A 23273-nucleotide genomic window follows, 5' to 3' on the forward strand; every position below is an offset into this window, starting at 1 on the left:
GCTCTTTTTATAGCCCCATTTTTCCAGGATTGAGTATATTATTGGGATCGAAGGCCTTTTTGATAGCACGGAAGAGACCCAGCTCAGCTTCACTAAATGCCATTTTCATGAATGGAGCCTTGCTCAGACCTATACCATGTTCGCCACTGAGTGTTCCACCTATTTCTATTGTCATTTTAAAAATTTCTTCAATCGCTTTATACCCTATCTCTACCTGCTTTGGATCACTCCCGTCAACCATCACATTAGTATGAACATTGCCATCACCTGTATGTCCAAAACAGGGAATTTTGACATCGTATTTTTTGCTAATTTTTTCTACCTCTTCAAGGTAACGCGGCAACTCACTTCTTGGAACTGTAACATCCTCGTTAATTTTTTTTGAACCATAAATAGTAATAGATTGGCTTGCGTTGCGTCTAGCAAACCAAATATCAGCTGCCTCTTGTTCATCTTTTGCTATGCGAAATGCAGTTGCGCCGTTCTCTTTGAAAAATTTTTCTAAAAGCCCTATTTGATAATCGATCTCCTCTTCCACATTACCGTCAATATCACTGATCAAAATTGCACCGGCATCTACTGGCAGGCCTTTGTGAAATTTTTCTTCTACCGCACGGATTGTGAGGTTGTCCAAAAACTCCATAGCTACAGGATTTGCACCCCCAGCTAGTGATTTATAGACTGCATTCATGGCATCAGTGACTGTTGGAAATACTCCCATGACAGTTTTAGTAAGTTTTGGTTTGGAGAGAAGCTTGAGGGTAATTTCAGTAATAACTGCAAGTGTTCCCTCACTTGCTATCAAAATACCAGCAATATTGTAACCTGCCACATCTTTGATAGTCTTTTTCCCAGCTCTAATAATATCTCCATTTGGCAACACTGCACGCAATGCCATTACATAATCTTTGGTGATACCATATTTGGCTGCTCGCATACCACCGGCATTTTCTGCTACATTCCCTCCAATAGTAGAGTAGTCTTGACTAGCTGGGTCCGGTGGATAAAACAGACCGTGTTTTTCTGCTTCACGCTGCAGCTCTTTGTTAATTACCCCAGGTTGCACAACTGCTACCATATTTTTGGTATCAATCTCTAAGATTTTATTCATATGTTTTTCAACTGCCAAAACTATGCCACCACTTACAGGAAGGGCACCTCCAGTAAAACCGCTGCCAGCTCCTCTAGGAACAACTGGGATTTTGTGTTCGTTACAGTAGCGCAGAACCTGGCTTACATCATCTTCATTACGTGGGAAGACTACTGCATCTGGCATAAAATGCTCTCTTGTGGCATCATAGGAGTAGGCAAGCTGATGGGCTCTATCAGCTTTGACATTCTCTTTACCGAGGATTTTTTGCAATGCTTTGATATGTTCTTGCATCATCGCTCCAACTTTTTGTAGTAATCAAAATAGTTTTGGATTTCGCTGCCACCAAAAAAATCAAACAAAGATGTTTGGATTTTTTTCAGTCTATTGTAAAAAGGAAGTTTTACATTTTTCCCCTCTGCTCTCATTGGGAGGGTTCCTATTTTTTTGAAACTGTAACAGTCGACTATATCGGTTTGGTTCTTTTGGACAATATAGAGTTTTGCAAGAGCGAACTTATTGCAAAAGTTTTTGAAATCATTATAGTCAGGTGCTGGATCTTTTGCTTTTGAGAGTTCGGTAGCAAAGAGATCTGGATGGATAATCTTTTCATCCACTTGGTTTGCAACTTCTTGATAGCTTTTGAGATTTGGGGCTATAATAGTTGCTCTGTCGTAGAGATATCCAAGAATTACTCTATCTCCTGTTTGGGGCTTTGTCAGAGGCGTAGGGAGTGCTTCTTGCGCCAGAGCATCAAAGACTTCAAATTTGATAGTATCAGGAGCCACTAAAATAGCACGAGCTACGATGGATGAATGCATGGAATCATAATCATGAATTACAATACCACTAGTTCCTAGAGGTAGGTTAACTCTTTGTATAGTTGCTTTAGATTTATACGCATTTGTGATAGTTGTAGAAGTGGCAGCAAATGCTGTAAAAACTATCAAAAGAAGAGTTACAAGCTTTTTCAATAGAGCTCCTTCGAAATTTTTTTTAATGATACCAAAGTTTCGATAAATTAGCTCCATAAAATGCTAGAAAAGTAGCAATGATTTAAGTAATTTTTAGGTAAAATTTATCCCTTTTAAAAACAAAAATTCATCAAGGTAGTAAGGGCAATGCGAAAGATACTTTTACTTTCTCTTTTTGTAGTGCTTCTCTTTGCTGGCAAAATCCGCTATGAACACTGGAAGCAGGGGCAGACTCTTTTAGGATTTTTAGATGCTCATGGGATCAACGCAAAGCTGTATTACAATCTAGATGGAGAAGACAAAGAGCTTGCCAGCGAAATCCGTGCCGGTGTCAAGTTTATTGCTGATTATAATGGGACGCAACTCTTACAAGCGCTCATTCCTATCAATGAAGAACTGCAGATCCATATCTTTCGTAAAAATGGAGGGTACGCCCTAGATCTCATACCTATACACTACCAAAAAATTCATGATAAGTTTGGGTTAGCAATTCATTCTAGTCCCTATAATGCAATAGTGCATAACACAAAAAATTTGCGCTTAGCACATGAGTTTGTAGCAGCATTTAAACATACTGTTGATTTTACGAGGCTGCACAAAGGCGACAAAATTGCTGCAATATATGATCAAAAAGTGCGCTTAGGCGACTTTTTTGGGATGCCAACACTCTATGCAGCAATGGTGCAACGTGACAAGAGGCGCTATTTTGTATTCAATTTTGAAGAGAGATTTTATGACGAGAAGGGACAAGAACTTGAGAGATTCCTTCTTGTGCGGCCAATTCCTGGAGCGCGAATAACTTCTAGATTTACTCTCAAGCGATGGCATCCAGTCTTGCATCGCTATAGAGCGCATTTAGGGGTCGATTTTGGAGCAAGACGAGGGACTCCCATACGTGCATCAGGAAATGGGCGTGTGGTGTTTTGTGGGCGTAAAGGGGGATATGGAAACTGTATCATCATCGATCATGGGCAAGGCTATAAAACTCTCTATGCACACATGTCGCGATTTCGCCATGGAATGCGAAGAGGCAAACATGTCAAACAGGGACAAATTATAGGCTATGTAGGTAGCACAGGTCTTAGTACTGGGCCGCATCTGCATTTTGGTCTATATAAAAACAATCGTGCAATCAATCCTTTGCGCGTAGTGAGGATTGCCAAGAGCCGTTTGAGTGGAAAGAAGCTGAGAAAATTTAAAAAAATCGTAGCAAAGTATAAAAAAGAGCTCATTGAGTGCGCCAAGAGAGAATGCAAACCTATCGTAATAGAAAAAGTTGAGCAAAGCAGCTGCCAATTGCAAGGAGGGGAAAATGCAAAAGGATGAGGTCTTAAAAATACGCCATGTATTAGAGAGTGAAATAAAGAGTGGGGATATATCGCTTCATCCAACAGAGATCGCAACGTATTTGAAATATCTCTATAACAATGACAAGTTTGAGTTTTACGAGACACTCAAAAAGCTGCCAGAAGATGTTTTGGGTGAAGTGCTTTTGGAACTCCCAGAAAACATCAAAGATGATGCTATTGAGCATCTCTCAGCCCAAAAGCTTGCAAAGGCGATAGAAGAGCTCGATAGTGATGATGCAGTGGATCTTGTCAAGGATATCGAGGATGTTGATGAAGAGCTTGAGCAAGAGGTCCTTGATAACCTTGACAAAGAGTACAAAGAGGAGATCGAAGAGCTTAGTAGTTATGATGAGGCGCATGCTGGTGCATACATGCAAACAGAGGTCTTCAAAGCTTATGAAGATGAGACTATCAAAGATGCACTAGAGCGCTTACGTCAACTCAAATCTCAAGGCGAGCTCTCAAATGTCCATCAGGTCTATGTTGTAGATAGCGATGAAAAACTCAAAGCCATTATTCCTCTTGATGATTTGATTCTATACGATTTTGATACGAAACTCGCTGATATTATCAAAGATAAAAAGTATGAGCCAATTGCAGTGAGAGTTGATGAACCAATATCTGATCTTATTAAAAAATTTGAAGACTATGATCTTTCTGTAGTAGCTGTCGTCGATGATCAAGGAAGACTTCTTGGTCGTATTACATCAGATGATGTTATCGACCTCGTAGAAGACCAGGCAACTGAACAGATCTATAACTTGGCTGGTGTTGAAGATGAGGTTGAAGAAGAGGGCGATATCAAAGAGGTTACAAAAAAGCGTGCATGGTGGTTGCTTATAAACCTTGGTACCGCGATTTTAGCCTCTTTTGTTATTGGTCTTTTTGATGAGACGATTCAAAAGTACGTAGCTCTCGCAGTGCTCATGCCAATAGTTGCATCTATGGGTGGCAATGCAGGTACACAGACACTTACTGTTGTGGTACGTAAACTTGCTCTTGGAGAGATCGATTGGCAAAATGCAAAAAAAGCTCTCTTTCAAGAGACTTTCATATCATTGGCGAATGGCCTCATCTTTGCAGTGATAATGGGTGCGATAGCTTGGATATGGTTTGATGATAAGATGTTGGGAGTTGTCATTGCACTTGCTATGATTATTAACTTATTGGCAGCGGGATTTTTTGGGGCTATAATTCCACTCTTTTTGAAAAAAATCGGTCAAGACCCGGCAGTAGGAAGTAGTGTGCTTTTGACCACAGTAACTGATGTGGTAGGCTTTTTTGCATTTTTGGGTCTTGCAAAACTCATGTTGGTGCATTAAGATGATCAAAACAATACAGCCTTTAAAACATCCACATTTTATCAAACCTGTTGAGATCATCTACGAGCAAAACGGGAAAGAGAAACGCTGGGAAGCAGTGCAGGCACACGATAGCGTAGCTGTGCTGCTTTTTCATCCACAAAAAGATGCTTTTGTGCTTGTCAAGCAGTTTCGCCCAGCTCTCGCTATGCAGCACGGTTTTGCGTTTAGTTATGAGTTGTGTGCTGGTATTGTGGATAAAGATAAAAGCTTGGAGCAAATAGCTATCGAAGAGGTAGAAGAAGAGACTGGCTACAGGGTAGAAAAAATTGAAAAGATTACTTCATTTTTTACTTCCGTTGGCTTTGCTGGATCGAAGCAGACTCTTTTTTATGCCGAAGTATCAAAACAGGTAGCTCCAGGTGGTGGTATAGATGATGAGGTGATCGAGGTAGTACATCTCCCAGTTGCAAAAGCAAAAGAGTTTATGTATGATGAGAGTAAGCCCAAGACTCCCGGGCTTTTGTTTGCTCTATGTTGGTGGTTTGAGCAAAACTCTCAATAAGTTTTAGATGTATTGAGACGATTTACCATCAATTTCGAAAAATTATCCACATAATCCCAAAATGCTTGCTTGAGCTCTTGTGGAATATCTAACTCTTCTAACGTCTCCATCATGGTCCCAAGCCACTCAATCCGTGCTCTCTCGTCGATAGAAAACTTTTCGTGAAACTCAATCATATATTCGTTTAGATCTTGGCTTCCTATGTCATAGAGTTTCGGTCCTCCGCAAATAGCTATGAAAAAGAGTGTGTTTTTCTCCTTGACTTTTGCAAATTCTTCTTCATCCTGTGGGAAAAAATGGGCAATTTCACTCTCATAAATCTTATCATAGAAACTATACATAAATTCTCTCATACCATCTACTCCACCTACAGCTTCAAAAAATTCAATAGGTGGGTTTGTAAATGTTATTTTCTCATTCTTCTTTATTGGACTTATTTTCAATTCTACTCCTTTGACAAAATCTTTGCATGAGACATCCATAGGCATCGATCCTGCGATCACGTAAAAATGGCCAGATGTCTCTTACTTCTTTTGTGCGTTTCATATCTATTTCACAGGTTATTACTTGTTCACTTTTACTATCAGCTTGTATGAGAATCTCTCCTTGTGGTCCACATGCAAAGCTATTGCCCCAAAACCTAATGCCTTTGAGACATTCACTATCGTCTTTTTCAAATCCTACCCTATTGACACTGATAAGTGGCAAGCCATTTGCAATGGCATGGGAGCGTTGGATTGTGATCCATGCATCCAGTTGACGAGATTTTTCATCTTCACTATCTTCATCAAACCATCCGATTGCTGTAGGATAGACGAGAATTTCTGCACCTTTGAGCGCCATAATGCGTGCGGCTTCAGGAAACCACTGATCCCAGCACACAAGCACACCAAGTCTTCCTATCGATGTATCGACTGGTTCAAAACCAAGATCACCTGGAGTAAAATAGAATTTCTCATAAAATCCTGGGTCATCTGGAATATGCATCTTCCGATACATCCCTGCTATTTTACCTTTGTCAAAAACAACTGCCGTATTATGATAAAGTCCCGGTGCCCTCTGTTCAAAGAGACTCGCAACAAGCACAATGTCTTTTGTCTTACTGAGTTTTTGCCAAAAGGCGACATCTTCTTCAAAAGTAGCAGCAAGCTTGAAATATGAAGTATCTTCACTTTGGCAAAAATAGGGTCCTTGATGAAGCTCTTGAAGTACGACCAGATCAATCCCTTTGGCTTTATCGATTAGTTCGAGAGTTTTTGTTATTGTGGCCTCTTTGGAACCATGATATTTTTGTTGTATCAAAGCTACTTTCATTTTCTATCCTTTATAATGCTCAATCCAAAAAAGAGTGCAGCTACAAGAATGATCGAGGCAGTGGCTGAAATATCAAAAGTATTGGCGATAAAAAGACCAACAATTTGAACGATGAGACCTAATATGCCACTTACTATTATCATGGAAGCGAAATTTTTGGTGAATTTTTGTGCGATAAATGGCGGGATACTAAGAAGGGCTATAACAAGTATGAGTCCTATTGAACGTATACTCATAACAACTGTAAAAGCGATGAGAATGAGTGTAAGAGTATGCAAAAATCCAACAGGCAAACCTCTTGTCTTTGCAAACTCCTTATCATAAGCGATAGCAAGAATATGATGATAGAACATCAGTATATAAATGATAAGAATCACATCTACAAAAAACATATAGTATAAGTCGCTTTGAGGTACAAGCAAAATATCACCAAAAAGGTAAGCCAAAAGGTCTGGATGGTAGCCGGGAGTCAGGTCATTAAAAATAATACCTATACTCATACCTACCGCCCACAAAATACTTATATAGACATCCACATGGCGATGGGACTTATATGTGAGATAGGCAAAAATGAGAGCAAGGATGAGGGCAAAAATCGTAGCACCAAAAAGTATGGAGATTCCAAAGTAGAGTGCCATCCCTACGCCCCCATAACTTCCATGGGCGATACTAGCTGCAAGGTAGTTGTAGCGGTTAATAAGCATCACAGAGCCAATAATGGCAATAGCGATACTTAAAAGCAGGGAAGCAGTAATGGAGTTGGAAAAGAGATGGATAAACTTAAACATTGCATCCCTTTTGTAGCTCTTCAAAGAGATCCATTTCACAAAAATGCTCATCTGCAGAATGAATATGGATATTAGGTTTGTCGTGAATAAAGAGTTTTCTATTTATATAGAAAACTCTGTCTACACCTTTGAGAATGATATTGATATCGTGACTTACAACAAGACGTGTGATAGAGAGCTCTTGCAATATGTGATAGATCTGCCTTTGTGCTTGTAGGTCTACTGATGCAGTTGGCTCATCGAGGATAAGAATTTTTGGATCAGTGACAAGAGCCCGGGCAAGGAGCACTCTTTGTCGTTGTCCTCCTGAGAGATCGCTGATCTTTCTTTCTAAAATCTCTTCTATTGCAAGTTTTGCTGCAATCTCTTCAAGTTTTTTATAGTCTTTTTGATTGAAGCGAAATTTTTTGGGATTGAGCCTTCCTTGGAGTATTATATCTTTTGCCTGCAAGGGCATATCGAGATTGAAATTGACATTTTGAGGAAGATATCCTATGAATTTTTGTGCTTCTTGCGGAGATTTTCCATAGATAGTGATGCTCCCTTTAGTAGGTTGGAGTAGTCCTGCTAAAAGACGCAAGAATGTAGTCTTGCCTCCACCATTGGGACCAATGATTGCAATATACTCTTTGTCAAAGATCTGTGCAGTGATATCTTCAAGCACATACTCTTTATCGTAGCGAAACCAGAGATTGCGAATATCAATCGCCAAAGATCGCACGGGCAACCTTCACAATATTTTCATCCCACTCATATGCCAAAGGGTCAATGACGACTACTTTTGCACCGATGCGCTGAGCTAGAAACTTAGCACTCTTGCGTGGAAATTGTGGCTCTATAAAGATTGTTTTGATACCCTCTTTTTTTGCTATTTTTATAATTTTTAGAAGGTCTTGGGATTTTGGCTCTTTGCCTTCATGTTCGATTGCTATTTGTCGAAGATGGTAGACTTTTGCAAAATAGCCAAAAGATGGGTGGTACACAAGGAAGCTATGGATTGAAGAGTGCAGGCGCATCTGGAAGATCTTTTGGTCTATCGTGCCAATTTTTGCTATCAATTTTTGCATATTAGATATATAAATATCAGCATTTTTAGGGTCTCGAAAGCTAAGCTCCTCAGCGATTTTGCGCACTATCTGCACAGCATAATTTGGAGCAAGCCAGATATGTGGATCTGGGTGGGTGGCTCCATCGTGAGTAAGAGGGAAGCGTTTTGTATACTCTCCGCAGTCGATGATTTTGAGTTTGGGATTTGCACTTTGGATGCGATCAAGCCACATCCTCTCAAACGGCACTCCGATAGTGAAATAGACTGAAGCTTTTTTAATCGCTTTCAAATCTGAGGGTTTGAGCGAATAGGTGGCAGGTGAAGCACCTTTAGGGACAAGCGCTTTGACTTCGACTTTGTCATTGGCAATCTGTTCGACGAAATATTTTTGTGGCAGGATCGCGACAAGTATCAGCTCTTTGGCAAAAAGAGGTAGTGTAAAAAGTAGCAAAAAGAGTAAACGCATCACTATCCTTTAAAAAGATTCATACAGCTACAGTGAATCGAGCCATGCTGGCGAATGAGTACTGAGGCATCAAGCCCAATGATATCACGAGTTGGAAAAAGTTTTTTAAATATTTTTAGAGCCTCTTCATCATTTGGATCTTTGTATGTTGGCATTATTACCGCACCGTTTATTATAACAAAGTTGGCGTAGCTTGCTGGGAGTCGCTCTCCATCAAAAATTTTTGGAGATATAAAAGGCAATGGCACTAAGTCATATCCAAAGCTTTGCAGCTCTTTCTCCATTTTTTTAAGTGCATTATAATGCATATCCTCTCTATCATCACATGTTATATAAGTGATTGTGTGGGGGTTGACAAAACGTGCTAACATATCGATATGACTATCAGTATCATCTCCTTCCAAAAAGCCGTGATTTAGCCACAAAACCTTTTTGAGTCCAAAGAAGGTTTTGAGTTGCTTTTCAATTTCATCTTTTGATAGATAGGGATTTCTATTAGCTTCCAAAAGGCATTTTGAGGTAGTAAGTAAAACTCCATCTCCATTGCTATCGATACTGCCCCCTTCTAATACAAAACCAATCTTTTTTGTATAAAAAAGCTTTCTATTAACAAGGTTGTCATAGTTTGCTGGAAATTTCAGACCCCAGCCATTGAATGTAAAATCAAGAAGTTTTGGTGTGTTGTTGTTAAAAACAGTAATGGGTCCGTAGTCTCGTACCCATGTATCGTTTGTTTGGGCTTTGAGGATTTTTATATTATGTTTAGTTGGGGGAAAGGTGAGATTTTCCTGTGTGATTAAATAGACATCTTGATAGTGAGCTACAATGGAGATAAACTCTTTGTAAAACTCTCTTACTTCATCCAAATATGGCAGCCAATCGCTCTTTTTGTGAGGATATGCAAGCAAAAGCGCCTTTTGCTCTTCCCACTCTGCAGGGAGTCTCATTTGAATAGACACATATTTAACTTATGAAAAATTGTTGTTATTTATTTTTTTCTTCCAGTTCTTTTTTTAATGAATCGTCTGCATACTGTAAAGCATCTTTACTATCTTTCACAGCAGCCAGAACTACATCTTTATCTTTTTTCAATGAATCATCCGCAAATTGTAAAGCATAGCCATTGCTTTTTACAGCAGCCAACATAAAATCTTTATCTTTTTTCAATGACTCATCTGCATATTTCAGAGAGGCGCCAAAGTTTTTCACAGCAGCCAGAACTACATCTTTATCTTTTTTCAGTGAATTATCTGCATATTGCAAAGCATTGCCATTGCTTTTCACAATAGCCAGGACTACATCTTTATCTTTTTTCAATGAATTATCCGCATATTGCAAAGCTTCGCCATTACATTCCACAGCAGCCAGGACTACATCTTTATCCTTTTTCAGTGAATCATCTGCATATTGCAATACATAGCCATTATGTTTCACAGCAATCAGAACTACGACTTTATCCTTTTTCAGTGAGTCATCCGCATATTCCAATGCAGAGCCAGCATTTATATGAGAATTAAGTGCAATTAAGACTACATCTTTATCTTTTTTCAGTGAATTATCTGCATATTGCAAAGCATCGCCATTATTTTTCACAGCAGCCAGGACTACATCTTTATCTTTTTTCAGTGAATTATCTGCATATTGCAAAGCATCGCCATTATTTTTCACAGCAGCCAGGACTATATCTTTATCTTTTTTCAGTGAATTATCTGCATATTGCAAAGCATCGCCATTATTTTTCACAGCAGCCAGGACTACATCTTTATCTTTTTTCAGTGAATTATCTGCATATTGCAAAGCATCGCCATTATTTTTCACAGCAGCCAGGACTACATCTTTATCTTTTTTCAGTGAATTATCCGCATATATCAAAGAAAATGCATCACTTTTCACGGCGTTAAGCATAAAATTTTTATCTTTTTTCAATGAATTATCTGCATATTCTAAAAAAATAGAATTATGTTTCACAGCAGCCAGGACTACATCTTTATCTTTTTTCAGTGAGTCATCCGCATATTTCAAAGCATCGCCATAGTTTTTCACAGCAGCCAGGACTACATCTTTATCTTTTTTTAGTGAATCATCTGCATATTGCAAAGCATAGCTATAATTTTTTACAATATTTAAAAAAATATTTTTGTTGGTTTGTAGATCTTTACATATTTTTATTTTATAATCAACAAAACCATTTTGATTTTGTTTCTTTTTTTCTAGTGCTTCTATAAAGCTTTCCTTATCACAAACATCTATGTTTTTATCGAATTTTATTGAAAGTATTCCTACAATTATAATTATTACTGCTAATAAGCCTATGAAGGTTTTAAAAATGATTTTTAAAAATTTCAAAATTAAATTCATTTCATACTCCTTGATATTTATAGTAATCTCATAATTTGTTATAATTTGAAACTAAATTATACAGGATATTCTATGCAATATCAAATATAATAAGTATGTCATGTTAAATAATGTTTATTATAAAATGAAAATTGCTAAAAAAATTGATTTTTTAAAATTAATATATTTTCTGCTTCTTTTCACTTCAATTGATGCTTATTCACAAAAGGAATATTCCATATTCACAGCATCGTCTAATGGCGATTATTATTCACTTGTCATCAAGGCAAATAAAAAGTGTAATTTACATTTAAAGCCAGTTGAAACAAGAGGTAGTTTGGATAATATTAAAAAATTAATACATTCTAAGTATCCTACTTATGCAATTGTACAAGGAGATGTATTAGATTTTGTTAAAAAAATATCAAATTCTGATATTAAAAATAAAATAAAATATGTAAAAAAATTACAAAATTATACAGAAGCAATTTATGTAATTAGAAATAAAACTGATAAATCATATCATAAATTAACAAAATTAAATAACAATATTAAAAAAATAAAGAATATAAAACCAATTTCTATAGGTCGTTTTGGTTCTGGTAGCAGTATAACAGGGTATAATTTACTTACGCCATTAGAATTAAACCCCAATATAGTTTATATGGAAAAAGATGAAGCTTTGAATTCATTATTAAATAAAAAAATATTAATGATTGTATATGTAGCAAAATATAATAAAAAAAATAACAAAATCGCAAAATGGGTAAGTAATATAATTGCACAATTTCCCCAATATCTTGAATTAATGGAGATTGATCCTTTGTCATATGGAAAAAACTTTTATCAACAGACAGTCTCTTATAAAAATACAAAATTAATACTTATACCTACATATTTTATATCTACAGATTCTGACTCTAAAAAAAATATGGAAATATATCAATGTTTAAATTATTAATTTTGTTATTAATAACAATATCTGTTTATGCTGATGAATATAAAAAGGTTTTAGTTATAACCAATTACAACCCTTTTAGAGCAGACACAGAAGCATTTAAAAAAGGACTTGATGATGTAAAAAAAGAAATTGAACGTAAATATCCAAAAATAAAAGTAGTTTATACAAATATTTTTATAGATAGAAAAAATAAAAAATTAATAGAAAAAGATATTAATAAACTTGAAAAAATATTAAATGATAAATTTCTTTTTATTGTTGCTCCTGGTATATCGAAAGCTTTTGGAACAGTTGCACCTTGCTTACCTAAAGACACACCGATTATAACTGCATCTTCTGCTATTGATGAATTACAAAAATTTAAAGGTAATATTTTTTCAACTAGCGACCTTCCAAGGTATTCTAAAGCCAAAGATATTTATAAATTAAAAAAAATAATTAAATATAAAAGAATTATTAATGTTTATGATAAACAACCAGGAAGCTATCCTATTTATATTTTGAAAGCCTTTGCTAAAGATAATCCCGATATAAAAATAATAAATATAAATCTTACCAGTATTAACAAAGGGTTTTTGGACAAATATGGTAATGATGCATTATTTTATATATCTGCAAACGGAACAAAATCTTGTAAGATTATTTTTGATAGATTAAATTTTATTATAAAGAATTTAGAATTTTTATATAACAAAAAATATAATATTAGCTACTATTTGTCCTATTTTTCTACTATTTATTCTTATAAAAATGATAAAAAAGTTTTTTCTAGTTCATCAATTACAAGTAATAAAAAAAATATATTTGAATATGAATATTTAAGACCATTAAAATATAAAAATGAAAAGCTTATAAAAAGATATGATCAAGCATTTAGATGGTATTATCCAAAAATACTATTAGGATTAAGAGGGTTAGAAAACTTTGATTTAGATATTAACGTTTTACATAGAATTATAATTGACAATCTTAAGAAGACAAATATTTATAATCCATTTGTAGATAAAAGAACTAGATATATTTATGCTTTTGAAAAAAAAGATTACAATGGAAGAGAAATATATTTTAATGCCATAAGAAAATATAATATTTTAAAAAACTATCTTTATATATTGAGTTCTGGGCAAAAATTATTAAATCCAATCCAAATTTTTAATGATTTTAAGTATCATACCATCTATGTCACTCCTCAAATTAAAAAACTAAAAATTCTAACTTTAGATGCTACAAAAGCAAAAGTTGATTTAGTAATTAGAGCAGCAAGTATCAATAAAAATTTTGAATTTGGCAAAAGTATATTAATGAAATCGGCAAAAAAAGATGATTTCGATATTAAACTTTTAAGTTCTAGTAAAATAACATTTTTAAATACGCCATTATATTATAAAGTTTATAATATACATTTAATGATCAATATCAATAGTGATTTATTTAAATTTCCATATGATAAACAGATAATTAATATTCCTTTCTATCCGAATAATTTTTCTAAAGATCACTATGTAATTCAAATGATAAATGATAAAAACCAATATGACGCAACAATCTCAGATAACTGGTTTATAGATAAACATTTTCCAACTTATTCAAGACAAATATATAAAGTTGAAAATGGATTAGATAAAAAGCTAAAAGTTTTACTTACGGATATAAATTATTTTACACTTCAAATTAAACGTAAAGATCCTTTGCAAATTATATTGAAATATTTTTTACCAGCAATAATATTACTTTTTATGGCTATATTTATAGGATACTTCATCTTTAAAAAATATAGTCAAAATCATATTGCCATAATAAGTGATGTTCTTTTGGGAATAATTTCTATCTATTTCATATATAGTTTATTGATACAAATTGAAACTTTAATAATTATGGATTTAGTTTTTTATGTAATTATATTTATGGTAATATTATTAATAATTTCAATTTTTATACTAGAAAAATTAGGATATATCAATAAATAATAAAGAAAATCATGTGTAAAAAAATTTTCTATATTTTAATTTCAATGATTATTATTTGCATAGCTGGTTTTTTCTCATTTAGTGATGAAATATTAACAGAATATGCGAAATTTTTTACCGTCAATAACGCAACTAAAAAAGCAGATTTGATTTTTATACTTGGTGGAAATCCAAAAACTAGACCAGCAAAAGCTGTTGAGCTCGTTAAACAAGGCTTTTCTAATAAGGTTGTTATGACTCATATCAAAGATAAAGCTTTAAAATATCAAAACTTTTTTATTAAAGAAGAAAAACTGACAGAAGCAATATTAAAAAGTGAATCTATTCCATTTAAAATAATACCTTGCATAAAAAAAGATGGAGCCACAAGTACTTTTGATGAAGCATATTCATTAGCTGAGTATGTAAAAAATAACAATTTAAAACATGTTATTATTGTTACTGATGCCTTCCATACAAAAAGAGCCTTGTATGCATTCAAAAAAATTTTTAGGCTTGAAAAACTCAATACCAAAGTTGAAGTAGCAGCCGCTTATAATGGTGTTTATAGGGAAAACAATTGGTGGAAAACTGAAAAAGGTTTAAGATCTTACATCATAGAACCTATAAAGTTTTTATTTTATATATTTAATTCCAAAAACTTAAACACTATAAATAATTAATTAAATTTATAATTTAGTTATTAATAAAATTAATATAAAATGGAATTGTATCACTAATGCATGAACTTATTAGTCATGTAGAAATATTAAACATCTCCTAGGTCATAGAATAAATGTTAATGTTAAAAAAGGTTGAAATATAGTATTTTTTTGCTAAAAAGATCTCCTCAAGTCGCTAAATTACTTAGTAAATATAAAATTAGGTATATTAGAATTATCTCATTAAAAATGAGCAAACAAGAATTAGAGTAATTATTGTTAGGATAAATATGAAGAGGCATATTACAAAGATTAAAATCATTGATATATATTGAGAAATCGCCAGAATATATATAATAAGTATTTATATAATTAAATTTTATATTTTTGGGACTAGTAAACCTTTTAATATATAAATGGCACAAGTGATATAAACAATAACTCTAAATATTTTTGAGATTTTATCTACTATTTTCAAACCTAAATATATTTAATATACCTCGCTGTTTTAGAGATATAAACTTATCAGCCTTTAAGGTATTTATACCAGGTCCTTTTATTGGAAAAATATCTATATTGTTATAAGCTTTTGAGCGAACATAATGTGTTACATACGGTATACCATCTTTTTCAATATAAGATACTACACCAATATGCCCAAAAATTTTTCCATTTGGTAAATTTTTAGCATCCTTGATTCCGCTAGGCCAAATTACTATATCCCCAATTTTTAAGTTTTTAATATCAAAGCTATTTAAAGAATTATTTTTCGATACATAAATTAAATGGAAATTTTTATCATATAGTAATTTTTTATAAAGTGAAAATGTATTAAAACGTTTTAAATAAGAGTTGAAACCTAAATAATACATAATTCCATGAATAAATCCTGTACAGTCAAATCCCTTTTTAAAATTTTTGATGTCGCCACCCCAATTGTATGGCAACCTGTAATTTTTTTCTAATTTATTCATCTCATAAGCAACTGTACCAATATTAATAATATCTTTATTATTTGTTAGATTTGAAATTGCTTCTTTTATATATAAATTTTTTTTTGCAATTGAAGTGTGGTTTATTAAAGATATTCTTCTTTGCGAAGAAAAAATTTTTCGAGTATTTTTATAATCTAAATTGTCATCTTCTAAAAAGATTATTATTGCAAATGGAAATATCACTATGATTAAAAAAAATAGTTTGTAATTCATAGTTATGGTCGAATTATTGAACTCACCACCCAAGCACATGCGATAATAAGGGATGCAAGAACTATGGCAACCGAAATATTATTTTCTTTTATTTCTTTCCACTCACTTACTTCACCAGTAAATTTATCAAACATCCATAACGTAATAATTATACCCAAGCCAATACTAATTGAACCAACAATAGCCCATCCAAATGTAACAACATAATCGAGCAAAATTTGTTTTATCAAGATCAATCCTTTTCTTATATATCAAAAAGGTCTCTTCTGATTTTATCAAAAAGCTCATACTCTTTATTTTGTATGCCATCACTAATAATTATTTCATTAATATACATCATCAACCTTGTTTTTTGCATAGGTAATTTTGCCAAAAATTCTTTAATGATTAATATATCGTCACTAATATCATCTTGTCGAAGTGCTTGTTCAAATAGATCATTTATTCTACTTTGATTTAATTGAAATTCTCTTTCAAAAAAATTAAAAAATTTCTTTTTTTCTCGTTCAGATACAGTACCATCCATATTAATCATCTTACCCAAAATATTTGCATAAGCTTTAGAAAGTCTAGTTGTATCTATCATATTTTCCATTGTAGTCCTTTCTTTAATTTTTTTATCATTGAATCATGAGAACATCCAATTGGGCAAACGCTTATAATCCTTTGCAGTTTCTAATTGTGTAAGCAAAACCTTCACCATAATAAGGTGAAAATAAAATATATGAAGGGTGAAGTGCTTTTACATTGACCTTACCGTTTTTGTATTTACATAAACCCTTTTGTAAGCTTTTCAAAACTTTTTTATTGTCACTTGTATTTTTAGGTTTTAGTTCTTCAAAACGTTTAATATTTACCTGGTACAAAAACACAGCCTTGGGATGACTTGTAAAAATGCCGAACAACCTATTTATGTCTTTATTTTGACCGATAGTGCTGTTTTTTACATTTTTTATAGTTGTCTCAGTTGCTTCAAATTTCGTTTTACAACCAAACGGAAAAGGCAAAACGGCAATTTTGTCTATATCTCTTCCTTTTTTCAGATTATAGTGATAAAATATATAAATGGGCTTTGATGCATTGAAGCTTTTTCGCTTTTTTGGCGATGAACAGTTTTCTTCAAGAATTTTCTCGTAATTTGTCTTTAGTTTATTTTTATCTGTTGGCACTCTGAAGGACATAAGTACATATACCTTTTTTCCGTTTGCCGTTGTCATCATAATGCTTCCTGCTCTTACTTGTTTTACTTTCTCTACTGTATTTTCTTGAGTATTTGCCAAAAGAATAGTACTTGATAATGCAATGGCGAATCCCGATGAAATTATTTTTTTTATCATAATGCACTCCTTTATTTTTACAGGAATCTATACCATAATCGACAGTTAGTTTAAGTTCTAGAGAATAATGCATATTTATTATAACTAATAAAAGCTGGCTTCACTATATCAATAACGATAAATTTCTTGCCGAAGAATTCTCATTACAGTTTCATCCAATTTTTTTATTTTAGGATTGGTATCTTTCATAATCCATACTATCATTTTTACCTTTGATTAACCATCAGCAGATATAAAAGTACCAAGTAGTGTAAAAGTTGTTGCAATTTTGATAGACAGAAGCTTTTTTATTCATGTTGTTTCCTCTTTAATGCATTTATCCCAACACATCACCCAAAGGTTGCATAAGTTCATTCACATATGGCACTCAGCAAAGGAGAGTAAGAAGTGTAGATTAGAGATAAGTGGTATGGAATTAAAAGAGTAAAAAGATTAGAGCAAAATTACTACAATAGCCTTATGATACATAATGAGACAAAAAGAAGAAAAAAGATATTGAAGTTTTTTGGGAAATATGGATTAGATGCTTGTATCGGTGCATTTGGAGTAAGCAGAAGAACACTCTTTCGATGGAAAAAAAGCATACAATGATGCAAATAGCGGTATTAAAGCCTTAAATCCAAAATCACATAGACCAAAAAGAGTAAGAGAATCAAAAGTACCAAGAGAGATTGTTAATGAGATAAAACGATGAAGAGAAGAGTATCCCTATATCGGCAAAGCAAAACTCTACCATCTACTGAAACCCTTTTGTGAAGAAAAAGGTTTTAAAACTCCATCAGAGTCCACTATAGGAAGAATTATCGCAAAAGCTCCAGATAAAATGAGACTCTTTCCTTACAGAGTAGACTCCAAAGGAAGAGTCAAACCTAAAAAAGAGAGTGGTAAAAATCCTAAACCAAAAAACCTTAAATCCAAACCCTTTGAACTTTGGGCAGTCAATACTATCCAAATAGTCTCCAATGGTATAAAACGCTATATCCTTACTATGATTAACCCACTCACACGTATTGCATTTACAGTAGCAATACCTTCTAAAAGGCAAAACATACAGCATACGCCCTTGAAACTCTCATCGATGGAATAATCTCCATCAAACATAAACGTAAACTTGAAATTCTCTTAGATAATGGAAGTGAATTAAAAAAAAGAGTTTGATGCTTTGCTTGAACAAAAAGGTTTTATCCACTAATGGACATACTCAAGAAGCCCTAAAATGAATGCTCATAATGAGAGATTTAATAGAACATCCAAGAACAATTCATCGATTACTATGAAGAGCTGCTTTTTTACAGACTTACAAGAATTCAATAAAAAATTAGCAAAATGGCTCATCGATTACAATACTTTAATCCCCCACTATTCACTTAATCTCAAATCTCCAGTACAATACTTCTTGAAAATCATAATGAGTGCTATATATATTGGACTTATACAAGAGATCCCAATATTGTCATTACTATGTTAAAATCTAGATAGCTTTGAGTGGCGCTAATAAATTTTTGATACAAGGCAATGGCTATGGCGTTGTCACTGCCTTGAAACTATCAGGTCTCAATTTTAAAGGAACAGATATAGTTGTGTTGTTAGCTTGTGAAACTGGAGTAGTCGATACAAAATCATCCGAAAATGTCAGTAGGCTTGCGAAAGCTTTTATTCAAGCAGGTGCCGAAGATGTCGTTATGAGTTTAAGGAAAGTGAGTGACAGTGCTACACAAGATTTAATGAGTGCTTTTTATAAGGAGCTTCACAAAAGACAATATTACTCCAAAACCTCAAAAGATGCCAAACTTAAAATGATCTCTCAAAACAAAAACTACTCCTACTGGACTCCTTTCAAAGTCTTAGGTAACTAGAATGAATGAAAAATATTCTGTATGTTGTATAAATAAGCTATTGTTGGGATTATTAATCTATGGATTTTTCATTATTGCTTTTTATTTATACAAGGAGTATAGAAATCCTATTGTTTCGCTTTCTATTACTGATTCGCCAGAATCGATTGTTAAATTTGATATGAGTAATAAATCGTTATTTCAAAAACTGCAAGATGTGATAGAGGAAGATTTGAAAAAGATAGAACTTAAAAATAAAAATTATCAAATGGTTATTGAAAAAAATAGGAACAATTTACATTTTATAAGCGATAGTGATTTATATTTTGTAAGTAATGATAGAAAAATACTTTTTAGTAATTTTAATGGCTTCAAAGAAAGGACTTTAATAAATACTATCTATATTAGTAAGAAATGGCTTGTGGATGTAGCTATCGATAATAGATATTTTACAAAACAGATACTTTTATTCAAATTGAAAAAATATGATTTATGGTATGGAACACTCTTTCATAGAGACTATTTATTAAATATTGAAGCGGATGATTTTAAATTGGAAGGAGATAAGTTTTTTATTCATTCAAAAGATAAATGGATTAAAATAGACCTTAATGCAAAAGAGGTGATAGATTGATATTAAAGCTATTTTTAATAATTCTCGTTAGCTTAAATATATTTGCAGATTTTTTGATTTACGATAAAGCACACTCCTCTTATATAACAGATATGATCTATCACAACGGCCAGATTATTACAGTATCAAGAGATGGAACACTTAGAATTTGGGATAAAGACTCTTTTGATGAAACTATTTACTATGCCAATAAAGAGTTAGGATATGGGAATTTTTATGCAGTTGCAGCAACTGATAATTATGTTTTGGCTTCAGGGAGTTTGTATCAGCCTATTCCTATTTATATTTTTAAAAGTAATATTTTTACACTTGAACATATAAAAACCATTCCTCAACATTCAGACACCATCAATGCAATAGATATAAGTAAAGATAATACAAAATTTATAACAGCTACAGTTGATTCTTTATATATTTACTCTTTAAAAGATTTTACATTAGTTAAACGTATACCAATTTATAAAATATTGCCTGATAATGATATTTACGATGTAAAATTTTTAGACAACAGCCGCATTGTATTTGTAACAAGAAATTTAATAGGGGGGAAAGTTGTCATCTTTGATATAGATAAAGGAAAAATCATTGCTCAAAAAGAGCTCGGATATCATTTGTGGAGTATAGATGTAATAGGTGATAAAATTTTTACTGCAGGATATAATAAAGATTGGAATTTAGAAGAGTTTGATTTTAAACTAAACAAAATAACCAAATTTAACACACATGATGATGGCATTTTTAAACTTAATCACAACGGTAATTATCTCCTTGCTAGTGGTAATAGAGCTGTTTATCTTTACCATATTGTAAGTGGATATCTTTTGAACCTTGTAAAGAAAATAGAAGTTAAAGATAGATCGATGGCAAATACATTTTTAGATAAGAGTATCGATGGCAAGGTAAAATTTGCTTATGCAGATGGAAATGTTTTAAAGATAAATAATAAACCGTATCTATATGTCGAATCAAATATATTTAAACCTTATTATATTGGCATTGAAAAAGATGGTATTGATATAGGCTATTTTTTACAATTTAATATAAAAAAGTTTACGATTGAACAATCGATCAATAAAGTAAAGCATAACTCTTACCAAAATAAAGATTTTCTTTTTAAAATTGATACATCTTATAATAGTCGTGATACAATTGTTATATATAAAAACAGTAAAGTTTACTCCAAAATTATCAGAAATTTTCTTCAAGGTTACTACCATATAGATGCAAAATGGTATAAAGATTATATAGCAAGCATTGGTGAATATGGTCGCTTTTATATCTATAAAAAATCGGGAGAGATTGCGGTTGAGCTTCTTGGAAGTTCCACAAAGTTAGTTGATTTTGATATAAAAGATGATTTGGCAGTAGCAGTTGATATAACTGGAGTTATCTATTTCTGGGATTTATCTGGAATAGATATTCAAAATTGTAACAAAAAAGAGATTTTATATTTTACAAAAATGGTAATAGATAAAAATAGAAATTTTGCTATTTTTGATGATAAACATTTTTACGCTACTTCTAATAAACTTCTCTTGACTGGAACTCTAAAAGATGGTTTGTATCACAATATTAAACCAGTAAATTTAAAAAAGAGTGATTTACAATATTTTAAAAAGCTTTTTCATAAGAAAAATAATTATGAGATTTTTCATGTTAAAGAAGAATATCCTTTAAATATTAAAGATGAACTCTTTTCCGTGTTTATATTAAAAGATAAAAAACATCTTTTAATATCTGATGATTCAAATTTGATAAAAATATTTGATGTAGAAAATGAAAAAGTTACAGATTTTATAAAAATACCAAAATATGAAAGAATTTATAGTTTTTACCAAGAAGATAAAGATTCCCCAATTTTTTTGGGAACAGACCATAGTAGAATATTAAAAATAGATAATAAAGAGTTTAAAGTTCTTCAAATAGATCTTTTACCTGACAAAATGAAAGTTAAACATATCAATATTGTTGGAGATCTCATTTTTGCAACATTAGAGCGTATATATCCTCAAAAATATTTTATACAAATTTATGACAAAGTTAATTTTTCAAAAATAACAAAGTTTCCAATAGAGTTTGATCAAAAAATCTATTCTAAGATCGAGATGTATCATAGCAAACTCTATTTTAGCTCACTTGAAAATATTTATGAAGTGGATCTAAAAAATAAAAGAGTTAAAAAATTTGCAAAAGGTTATTTAGTTGGAAGATATAAAAACTATCTATTAAGTAATACTTTTGGAGAAATAGTCAGAATTAATTTAGAAAACAGTAAACAAAAGCATTTAAAAATAGATGGAGATATTAAGCTTTTTAAAGATAAAATTTATGTAAAAAGTGACGATAAGGTTCAAATATTTGATATAAAAACTCTAAAACTTTTAGCTACTATTCCTCTTAAATATGATGATTACTATTTTACTGCTTTAGATAATTTGATAGTAACTTATAAAAACGAAAGAATTGATATCTATCAAAATAAAAAGCTAAAACAGATACCCGTTGGAAAAGCTGGTGTTGAAAATATTGTCAAATATAAAAACCGCTTTTTAGTTGTCAAAACTTCTGAAATTGACATTTATAATAAAAACCTAAAACTTCTCTATTCATTTGAAAAGAGTAAATTTAACGATTTTATAGATTTTTATAATAATAAAATTTTGATGCTTGAGGGAAAAAATATTGTTTTTAGAGATTTGAAAGGCAAAATAGTAAAAAAAATAACGTTAAATAATAGCATTTTTAATACTTTATCCACAAGTCTAATACAAAACAATCTCTTATATCTTGCAACGTTTAATAATCTTTATATTGTAGATTTAAAAAAAGAGAAGGTTTTGCAAAGTTTTAATAAGAAAATAAAACTTATATTTTTAACAAAAAAGCTTCATCATATATACCTCATTTCAAGAGATAATGTTTTGTATAAATTGGAAAAATTACAAAACAATTATAAACTAAAAAAAGTTCTGAATAACATAAAAGTTTCATTAGTCAATACATATAAAAATTACACTATTTGGATAAATAGTAATATAATTAAAATAGTTAAAAATTCAAAGGTTGTATACAAAGAAAAATTTAATGATGATATTATAAAAGTTATTGCAAATGATGCTTATATAGTAGCAACATCAAAAGATAAACTCTATATTTTTAAAAATGACAAATTACAAAAAATTGTAAAAATAGTTCCTTCGATAAATTCTATAAAGAGTATATCGTTTTATGATAAAAACTCTGTTTTAGTTGCTATGGAAACGGGTAATATTGAAATAATAAAAATGAAACAATTTTAATAGTAAAGAATAAATTGTGTATTATGAAAGCTTTAACAACATAATATGATGCTATCAAACATAAAAAAAATAGATTCAGATTCAATATTATTAAGCTTAATTGTTCTATCTACTCTTTTTTGGTTATTTGGTATATTCATAGGTCTTGATGAGAATTTG

Annotated in this window: 24 protein-coding genes; 11 read left to right on the forward strand and 13 right to left on the reverse strand. The window is 31.9% G+C overall.

Annotation, left to right across the window (positions count from 1 at the left end; translation table 11 throughout):
- Positions 1-7: 7 nt before the first annotated feature.
- Complete coding sequence (glcD, locus tag JG734_RS01865; protein WP_201333344.1) at positions 8-1387, reverse strand: glycolate oxidase subunit GlcD; 1380 nt, start codon at positions 1385-1387, stop codon at positions 8-10.
- Positions 1384-2064, reverse strand: coding sequence for a plasminogen-binding N-terminal domain-containing protein (locus JG734_RS01870; protein ID WP_201333345.1), 681 nt, complete (start codon positions 2062-2064; stop codon positions 1384-1386). Before JG734_RS01870 ends, glcD begins: the two co-directional genes overlap by 4 nt.
- Before the next feature lie 147 nt (positions 2065-2211).
- On the opposite strand from JG734_RS01870, the gene JG734_RS01875 reads away from it, so the two are divergent.
- From JG734_RS01875 to JG734_RS01885, 3 genes are read left to right on the forward strand one after another with little or no spacing between them, the layout of a single operon-like run.
- On the forward strand, positions 2212-3390 hold the full coding sequence (locus JG734_RS01875) for a peptidoglycan DD-metalloendopeptidase family protein (RefSeq protein ID WP_201333346.1): 1179 nt from the start codon (positions 2212-2214) through the stop codon (positions 3388-3390).
- Positions 3377-4735: a magnesium transporter gene (gene mgtE, locus JG734_RS01880; RefSeq protein WP_201333347.1), complete on the forward strand. Its 1359-nt coding sequence runs from the start codon at positions 3377-3379 to the stop codon at positions 4733-4735. The genes JG734_RS01875 and mgtE overlap by 14 nt, the downstream gene beginning before the upstream one ends.
- Before the next feature lies 1 nt (position 4736).
- Positions 4737-5279: an NUDIX hydrolase gene (locus JG734_RS01885; protein ID WP_201333348.1), complete on the forward strand. Its 543-nt coding sequence runs from the start codon at positions 4737-4739 to the stop codon at positions 5277-5279.
- On the opposite strand, the gene JG734_RS01890 is transcribed toward JG734_RS01885, so the two are convergent.
- Genes JG734_RS01890 through JG734_RS01920 form a run of 7 tightly spaced genes read right to left on the reverse strand, consistent with a single transcriptional unit; the run spans position 5273 to position 11253 of the window.
- Complete coding sequence (locus JG734_RS01890; protein WP_236587003.1) at positions 5273-5722, reverse strand: globin; 450 nt, start codon at positions 5720-5722, stop codon at positions 5273-5275. The genes JG734_RS01885 and JG734_RS01890 overlap by 7 nt on opposite strands.
- Positions 5694-6593 (reverse strand): carbon-nitrogen hydrolase, encoded by a 900-nt coding sequence (locus tag JG734_RS01895; protein WP_201333350.1) that lies wholly within the window; start codon positions 6591-6593, stop codon positions 5694-5696. Before JG734_RS01895 ends, JG734_RS01890 begins: the two co-directional genes overlap by 29 nt.
- Positions 6590-7381, reverse strand: a complete 792-nt coding sequence (locus JG734_RS01900; RefSeq protein WP_201333351.1) for a metal ABC transporter permease — start codon at positions 7379-7381, stop codon at positions 6590-6592. Before JG734_RS01900 ends, JG734_RS01895 begins: the two co-directional genes overlap by 4 nt.
- Entirely contained in the window at positions 7374-8102 is a 729-nt protein-coding gene (locus JG734_RS01905; protein WP_236587004.1) for a metal ABC transporter ATP-binding protein, read from the reverse strand. The genes JG734_RS01900 and JG734_RS01905 overlap by 8 nt, the downstream gene beginning before the upstream one ends.
- A complete protein-coding gene (locus JG734_RS01910) occupies positions 8083-8895 on the reverse strand; it encodes a metal ABC transporter solute-binding protein, Zn/Mn family (protein WP_201333352.1) in 813 nt (270 codons plus the stop codon). Before JG734_RS01910 ends, JG734_RS01905 begins: the two co-directional genes overlap by 20 nt.
- A 2-nt stretch (positions 8896-8897) precedes the next feature.
- Positions 8898-9842, reverse strand: coding sequence for an agmatine deiminase family protein (locus tag JG734_RS01915; protein ID WP_201333353.1), 945 nt, complete (start codon positions 9840-9842; stop codon positions 8898-8900).
- 37 nt (positions 9843-9879) lie between these two features.
- Entirely contained in the window at positions 9880-11253 is a 1374-nt protein-coding gene (locus tag JG734_RS01920; protein ID WP_201333354.1) for a DUF4116 domain-containing protein, read from the reverse strand.
- 124 nt (positions 11254-11377) lie between these two features.
- Between JG734_RS01920 and JG734_RS01925 the strand changes: the two genes are divergently transcribed.
- From JG734_RS01925 to JG734_RS01935, 3 genes are read left to right on the forward strand one after another with little or no spacing between them, the layout of a single operon-like run.
- Positions 11378-12193, forward strand: a complete 816-nt coding sequence (locus JG734_RS01925) for a hypothetical protein (RefSeq protein ID WP_201333355.1) — start codon at positions 11378-11380, stop codon at positions 12191-12193.
- Positions 12178-14160 carry a hypothetical protein gene (locus tag JG734_RS01930; protein ID WP_201333356.1) on the forward strand — a complete coding sequence of 661 codons (1983 nt, stop codon included), beginning with the start codon at positions 12178-12180 and terminating at the stop codon, positions 14158-14160. The genes JG734_RS01925 and JG734_RS01930 overlap by 16 nt, the downstream gene beginning before the upstream one ends.
- Positions 14161-14171: 11 nt before the next feature.
- Positions 14172-14822 carry a YdcF family protein gene (locus tag JG734_RS01935; protein ID WP_201333357.1) on the forward strand — a complete coding sequence of 217 codons (651 nt, stop codon included), beginning with the start codon at positions 14172-14174 and terminating at the stop codon, positions 14820-14822.
- A 440-nt stretch (positions 14823-15262) separates the two neighbouring features.
- Here JG734_RS01935 and JG734_RS01940 read toward each other — a convergent pair whose 3' ends face one another.
- The 4 genes from JG734_RS01940 to JG734_RS01955 form a co-directional block, all read right to left on the reverse strand.
- Positions 15263-16009, reverse strand: a complete 747-nt coding sequence (locus JG734_RS01940; protein ID WP_201333358.1) for a hypothetical protein — start codon at positions 16007-16009, stop codon at positions 15263-15265.
- Positions 16010-16011: 2 nt separating this feature from the next.
- Entirely contained in the window at positions 16012-16239 is a 228-nt protein-coding gene (locus JG734_RS01945) for a DUF350 domain-containing protein (RefSeq protein WP_201333359.1), read from the reverse strand.
- Between the two features lie 14 nt (positions 16240-16253).
- A complete protein-coding gene (locus JG734_RS01950) occupies positions 16254-16604 on the reverse strand; it encodes a TerB family tellurite resistance protein (RefSeq protein WP_201333360.1) in 351 nt (116 codons plus the stop codon).
- Between the two features lie 61 nt (positions 16605-16665).
- A complete protein-coding gene (locus JG734_RS01955) occupies positions 16666-17346 on the reverse strand; it encodes a hypothetical protein (RefSeq protein WP_201333361.1) in 681 nt (226 codons plus the stop codon).
- An 823-nt stretch (positions 17347-18169) separates the two neighbouring features.
- Between JG734_RS01955 and JG734_RS01960 the strand changes: the two genes are divergently transcribed.
- The 5 genes from JG734_RS01960 to JG734_RS01980 all read left to right on the forward strand — a co-directional run bounded on the left by JG734_RS01960 (position 18170) and on the right by JG734_RS01980 (position 23114).
- Entirely contained in the window at positions 18170-18433 is a 264-nt protein-coding gene (locus JG734_RS01960; RefSeq protein WP_201333362.1) for a hypothetical protein, read from the forward strand.
- A gap of 129 nt (positions 18434-18562) precedes the next feature.
- Entirely contained in the window at positions 18563-18814 is a 252-nt protein-coding gene (locus JG734_RS01965) for an integrase core domain-containing protein (protein ID WP_201333363.1), read from the forward strand.
- A 13-nt stretch (positions 18815-18827) separates the two neighbouring features.
- Entirely contained in the window at positions 18828-19202 is a 375-nt protein-coding gene (locus JG734_RS01970; protein ID WP_201333364.1) for a CHAT domain-containing protein, read from the forward strand.
- Between the two features lies 1 nt (position 19203).
- Positions 19204-19815 (forward strand): hypothetical protein, encoded by a 612-nt coding sequence (locus tag JG734_RS01975; protein ID WP_201333365.1) that lies wholly within the window; start codon positions 19204-19206, stop codon positions 19813-19815.
- Positions 19812-23114 carry a hypothetical protein gene (locus JG734_RS01980; RefSeq protein ID WP_201333366.1) on the forward strand — a complete coding sequence of 1101 codons (3303 nt, stop codon included), beginning with the start codon at positions 19812-19814 and terminating at the stop codon, positions 23112-23114. Before JG734_RS01975 ends, JG734_RS01980 begins: the two co-directional genes overlap by 4 nt.
- The last annotated feature ends 159 nt before the right edge of the window (positions 23115-23273 follow it).

The sequence above is a fragment of the Nitratiruptor sp. YY09-18 genome (assembly GCF_016593235.1).
Classification (GTDB): domain Bacteria; phylum Campylobacterota; class Campylobacteria; order Campylobacterales; family Nitratiruptoraceae; genus Nitratiruptor.

Excerpts from the sequence above, each read along its gene's own strand:
- JG734_RS01930 (WP_201333356.1), top strand. The coding sequence starts at position 12,178 with ATGTTTAAATTATTAATTTTGTTATTAATAACAATATCTGTTTATGCT.
- JG734_RS01875 (WP_201333346.1), top strand. The coding sequence starts at position 2,212 with ATGCGAAAGATACTTTTACTTTCTCTTTTTGTAGTGCTTCTCTTTGCT.
- glcD (WP_201333344.1), bottom strand. The coding sequence starts at position 1,387 with ATGATGCAAGAACATATCAAAGCATTGCAAAAAATCCTCGGTAAAGAG.
- JG734_RS01920 (WP_201333354.1), bottom strand. The coding sequence starts at position 11,253 with ATGAATTTAATTTTGAAATTTTTAAAAATCATTTTTAAAACCTTCATA.
- JG734_RS01965 (WP_201333363.1), top strand. The coding sequence starts at position 18,563 with ATGAATGCTCATAATGAGAGATTTAATAGAACATCCAAGAACAATTCA.
- JG734_RS01960 (WP_201333362.1), top strand. The coding sequence starts at position 18,170 with ATGAGACTCTTTCCTTACAGAGTAGACTCCAAAGGAAGAGTCAAACCT.
- JG734_RS01955 (WP_201333361.1), bottom strand. The coding sequence starts at position 17,346 with ATGATAAAAAAAATAATTTCATCGGGATTCGCCATTGCATTATCAAGT.
- JG734_RS01935 (WP_201333357.1), top strand. The coding sequence starts at position 14,172 with ATGTGTAAAAAAATTTTCTATATTTTAATTTCAATGATTATTATTTGC.
- JG734_RS01975 (WP_201333365.1), top strand. The coding sequence starts at position 19,204 with ATGAATGAAAAATATTCTGTATGTTGTATAAATAAGCTATTGTTGGGA.
- mgtE (WP_201333347.1), top strand. The coding sequence starts at position 3,377 with ATGCAAAAGGATGAGGTCTTAAAAATACGCCATGTATTAGAGAGTGAA.
- JG734_RS01885 (WP_201333348.1), top strand. The coding sequence starts at position 4,737 with ATGATCAAAACAATACAGCCTTTAAAACATCCACATTTTATCAAACCT.
- JG734_RS01950 (WP_201333360.1), bottom strand. The coding sequence starts at position 16,604 with ATGGAAAATATGATAGATACAACTAGACTTTCTAAAGCTTATGCAAAT.
- JG734_RS01915 (WP_201333353.1), bottom strand. The coding sequence starts at position 9,842 with ATGAGACTCCCTGCAGAGTGGGAAGAGCAAAAGGCGCTTTTGCTTGCA.
- JG734_RS01895 (WP_201333350.1), bottom strand. The coding sequence starts at position 6,593 with ATGAAAGTAGCTTTGATACAACAAAAATATCATGGTTCCAAAGAGGCC.
- JG734_RS01925 (WP_201333355.1), top strand. The coding sequence starts at position 11,378 with ATGAAAATTGCTAAAAAAATTGATTTTTTAAAATTAATATATTTTCTG.
- JG734_RS01900 (WP_201333351.1), bottom strand. The coding sequence starts at position 7,381 with ATGTTTAAGTTTATCCATCTCTTTTCCAACTCCATTACTGCTTCCCTG.
- JG734_RS01940 (WP_201333358.1), bottom strand. The coding sequence starts at position 16,009 with ATGAATTACAAACTATTTTTTTTAATCATAGTGATATTTCCATTTGCA.
- JG734_RS01910 (WP_201333352.1), bottom strand. The coding sequence starts at position 8,895 with ATGCGTTTACTCTTTTTGCTACTTTTTACACTACCTCTTTTTGCCAAA.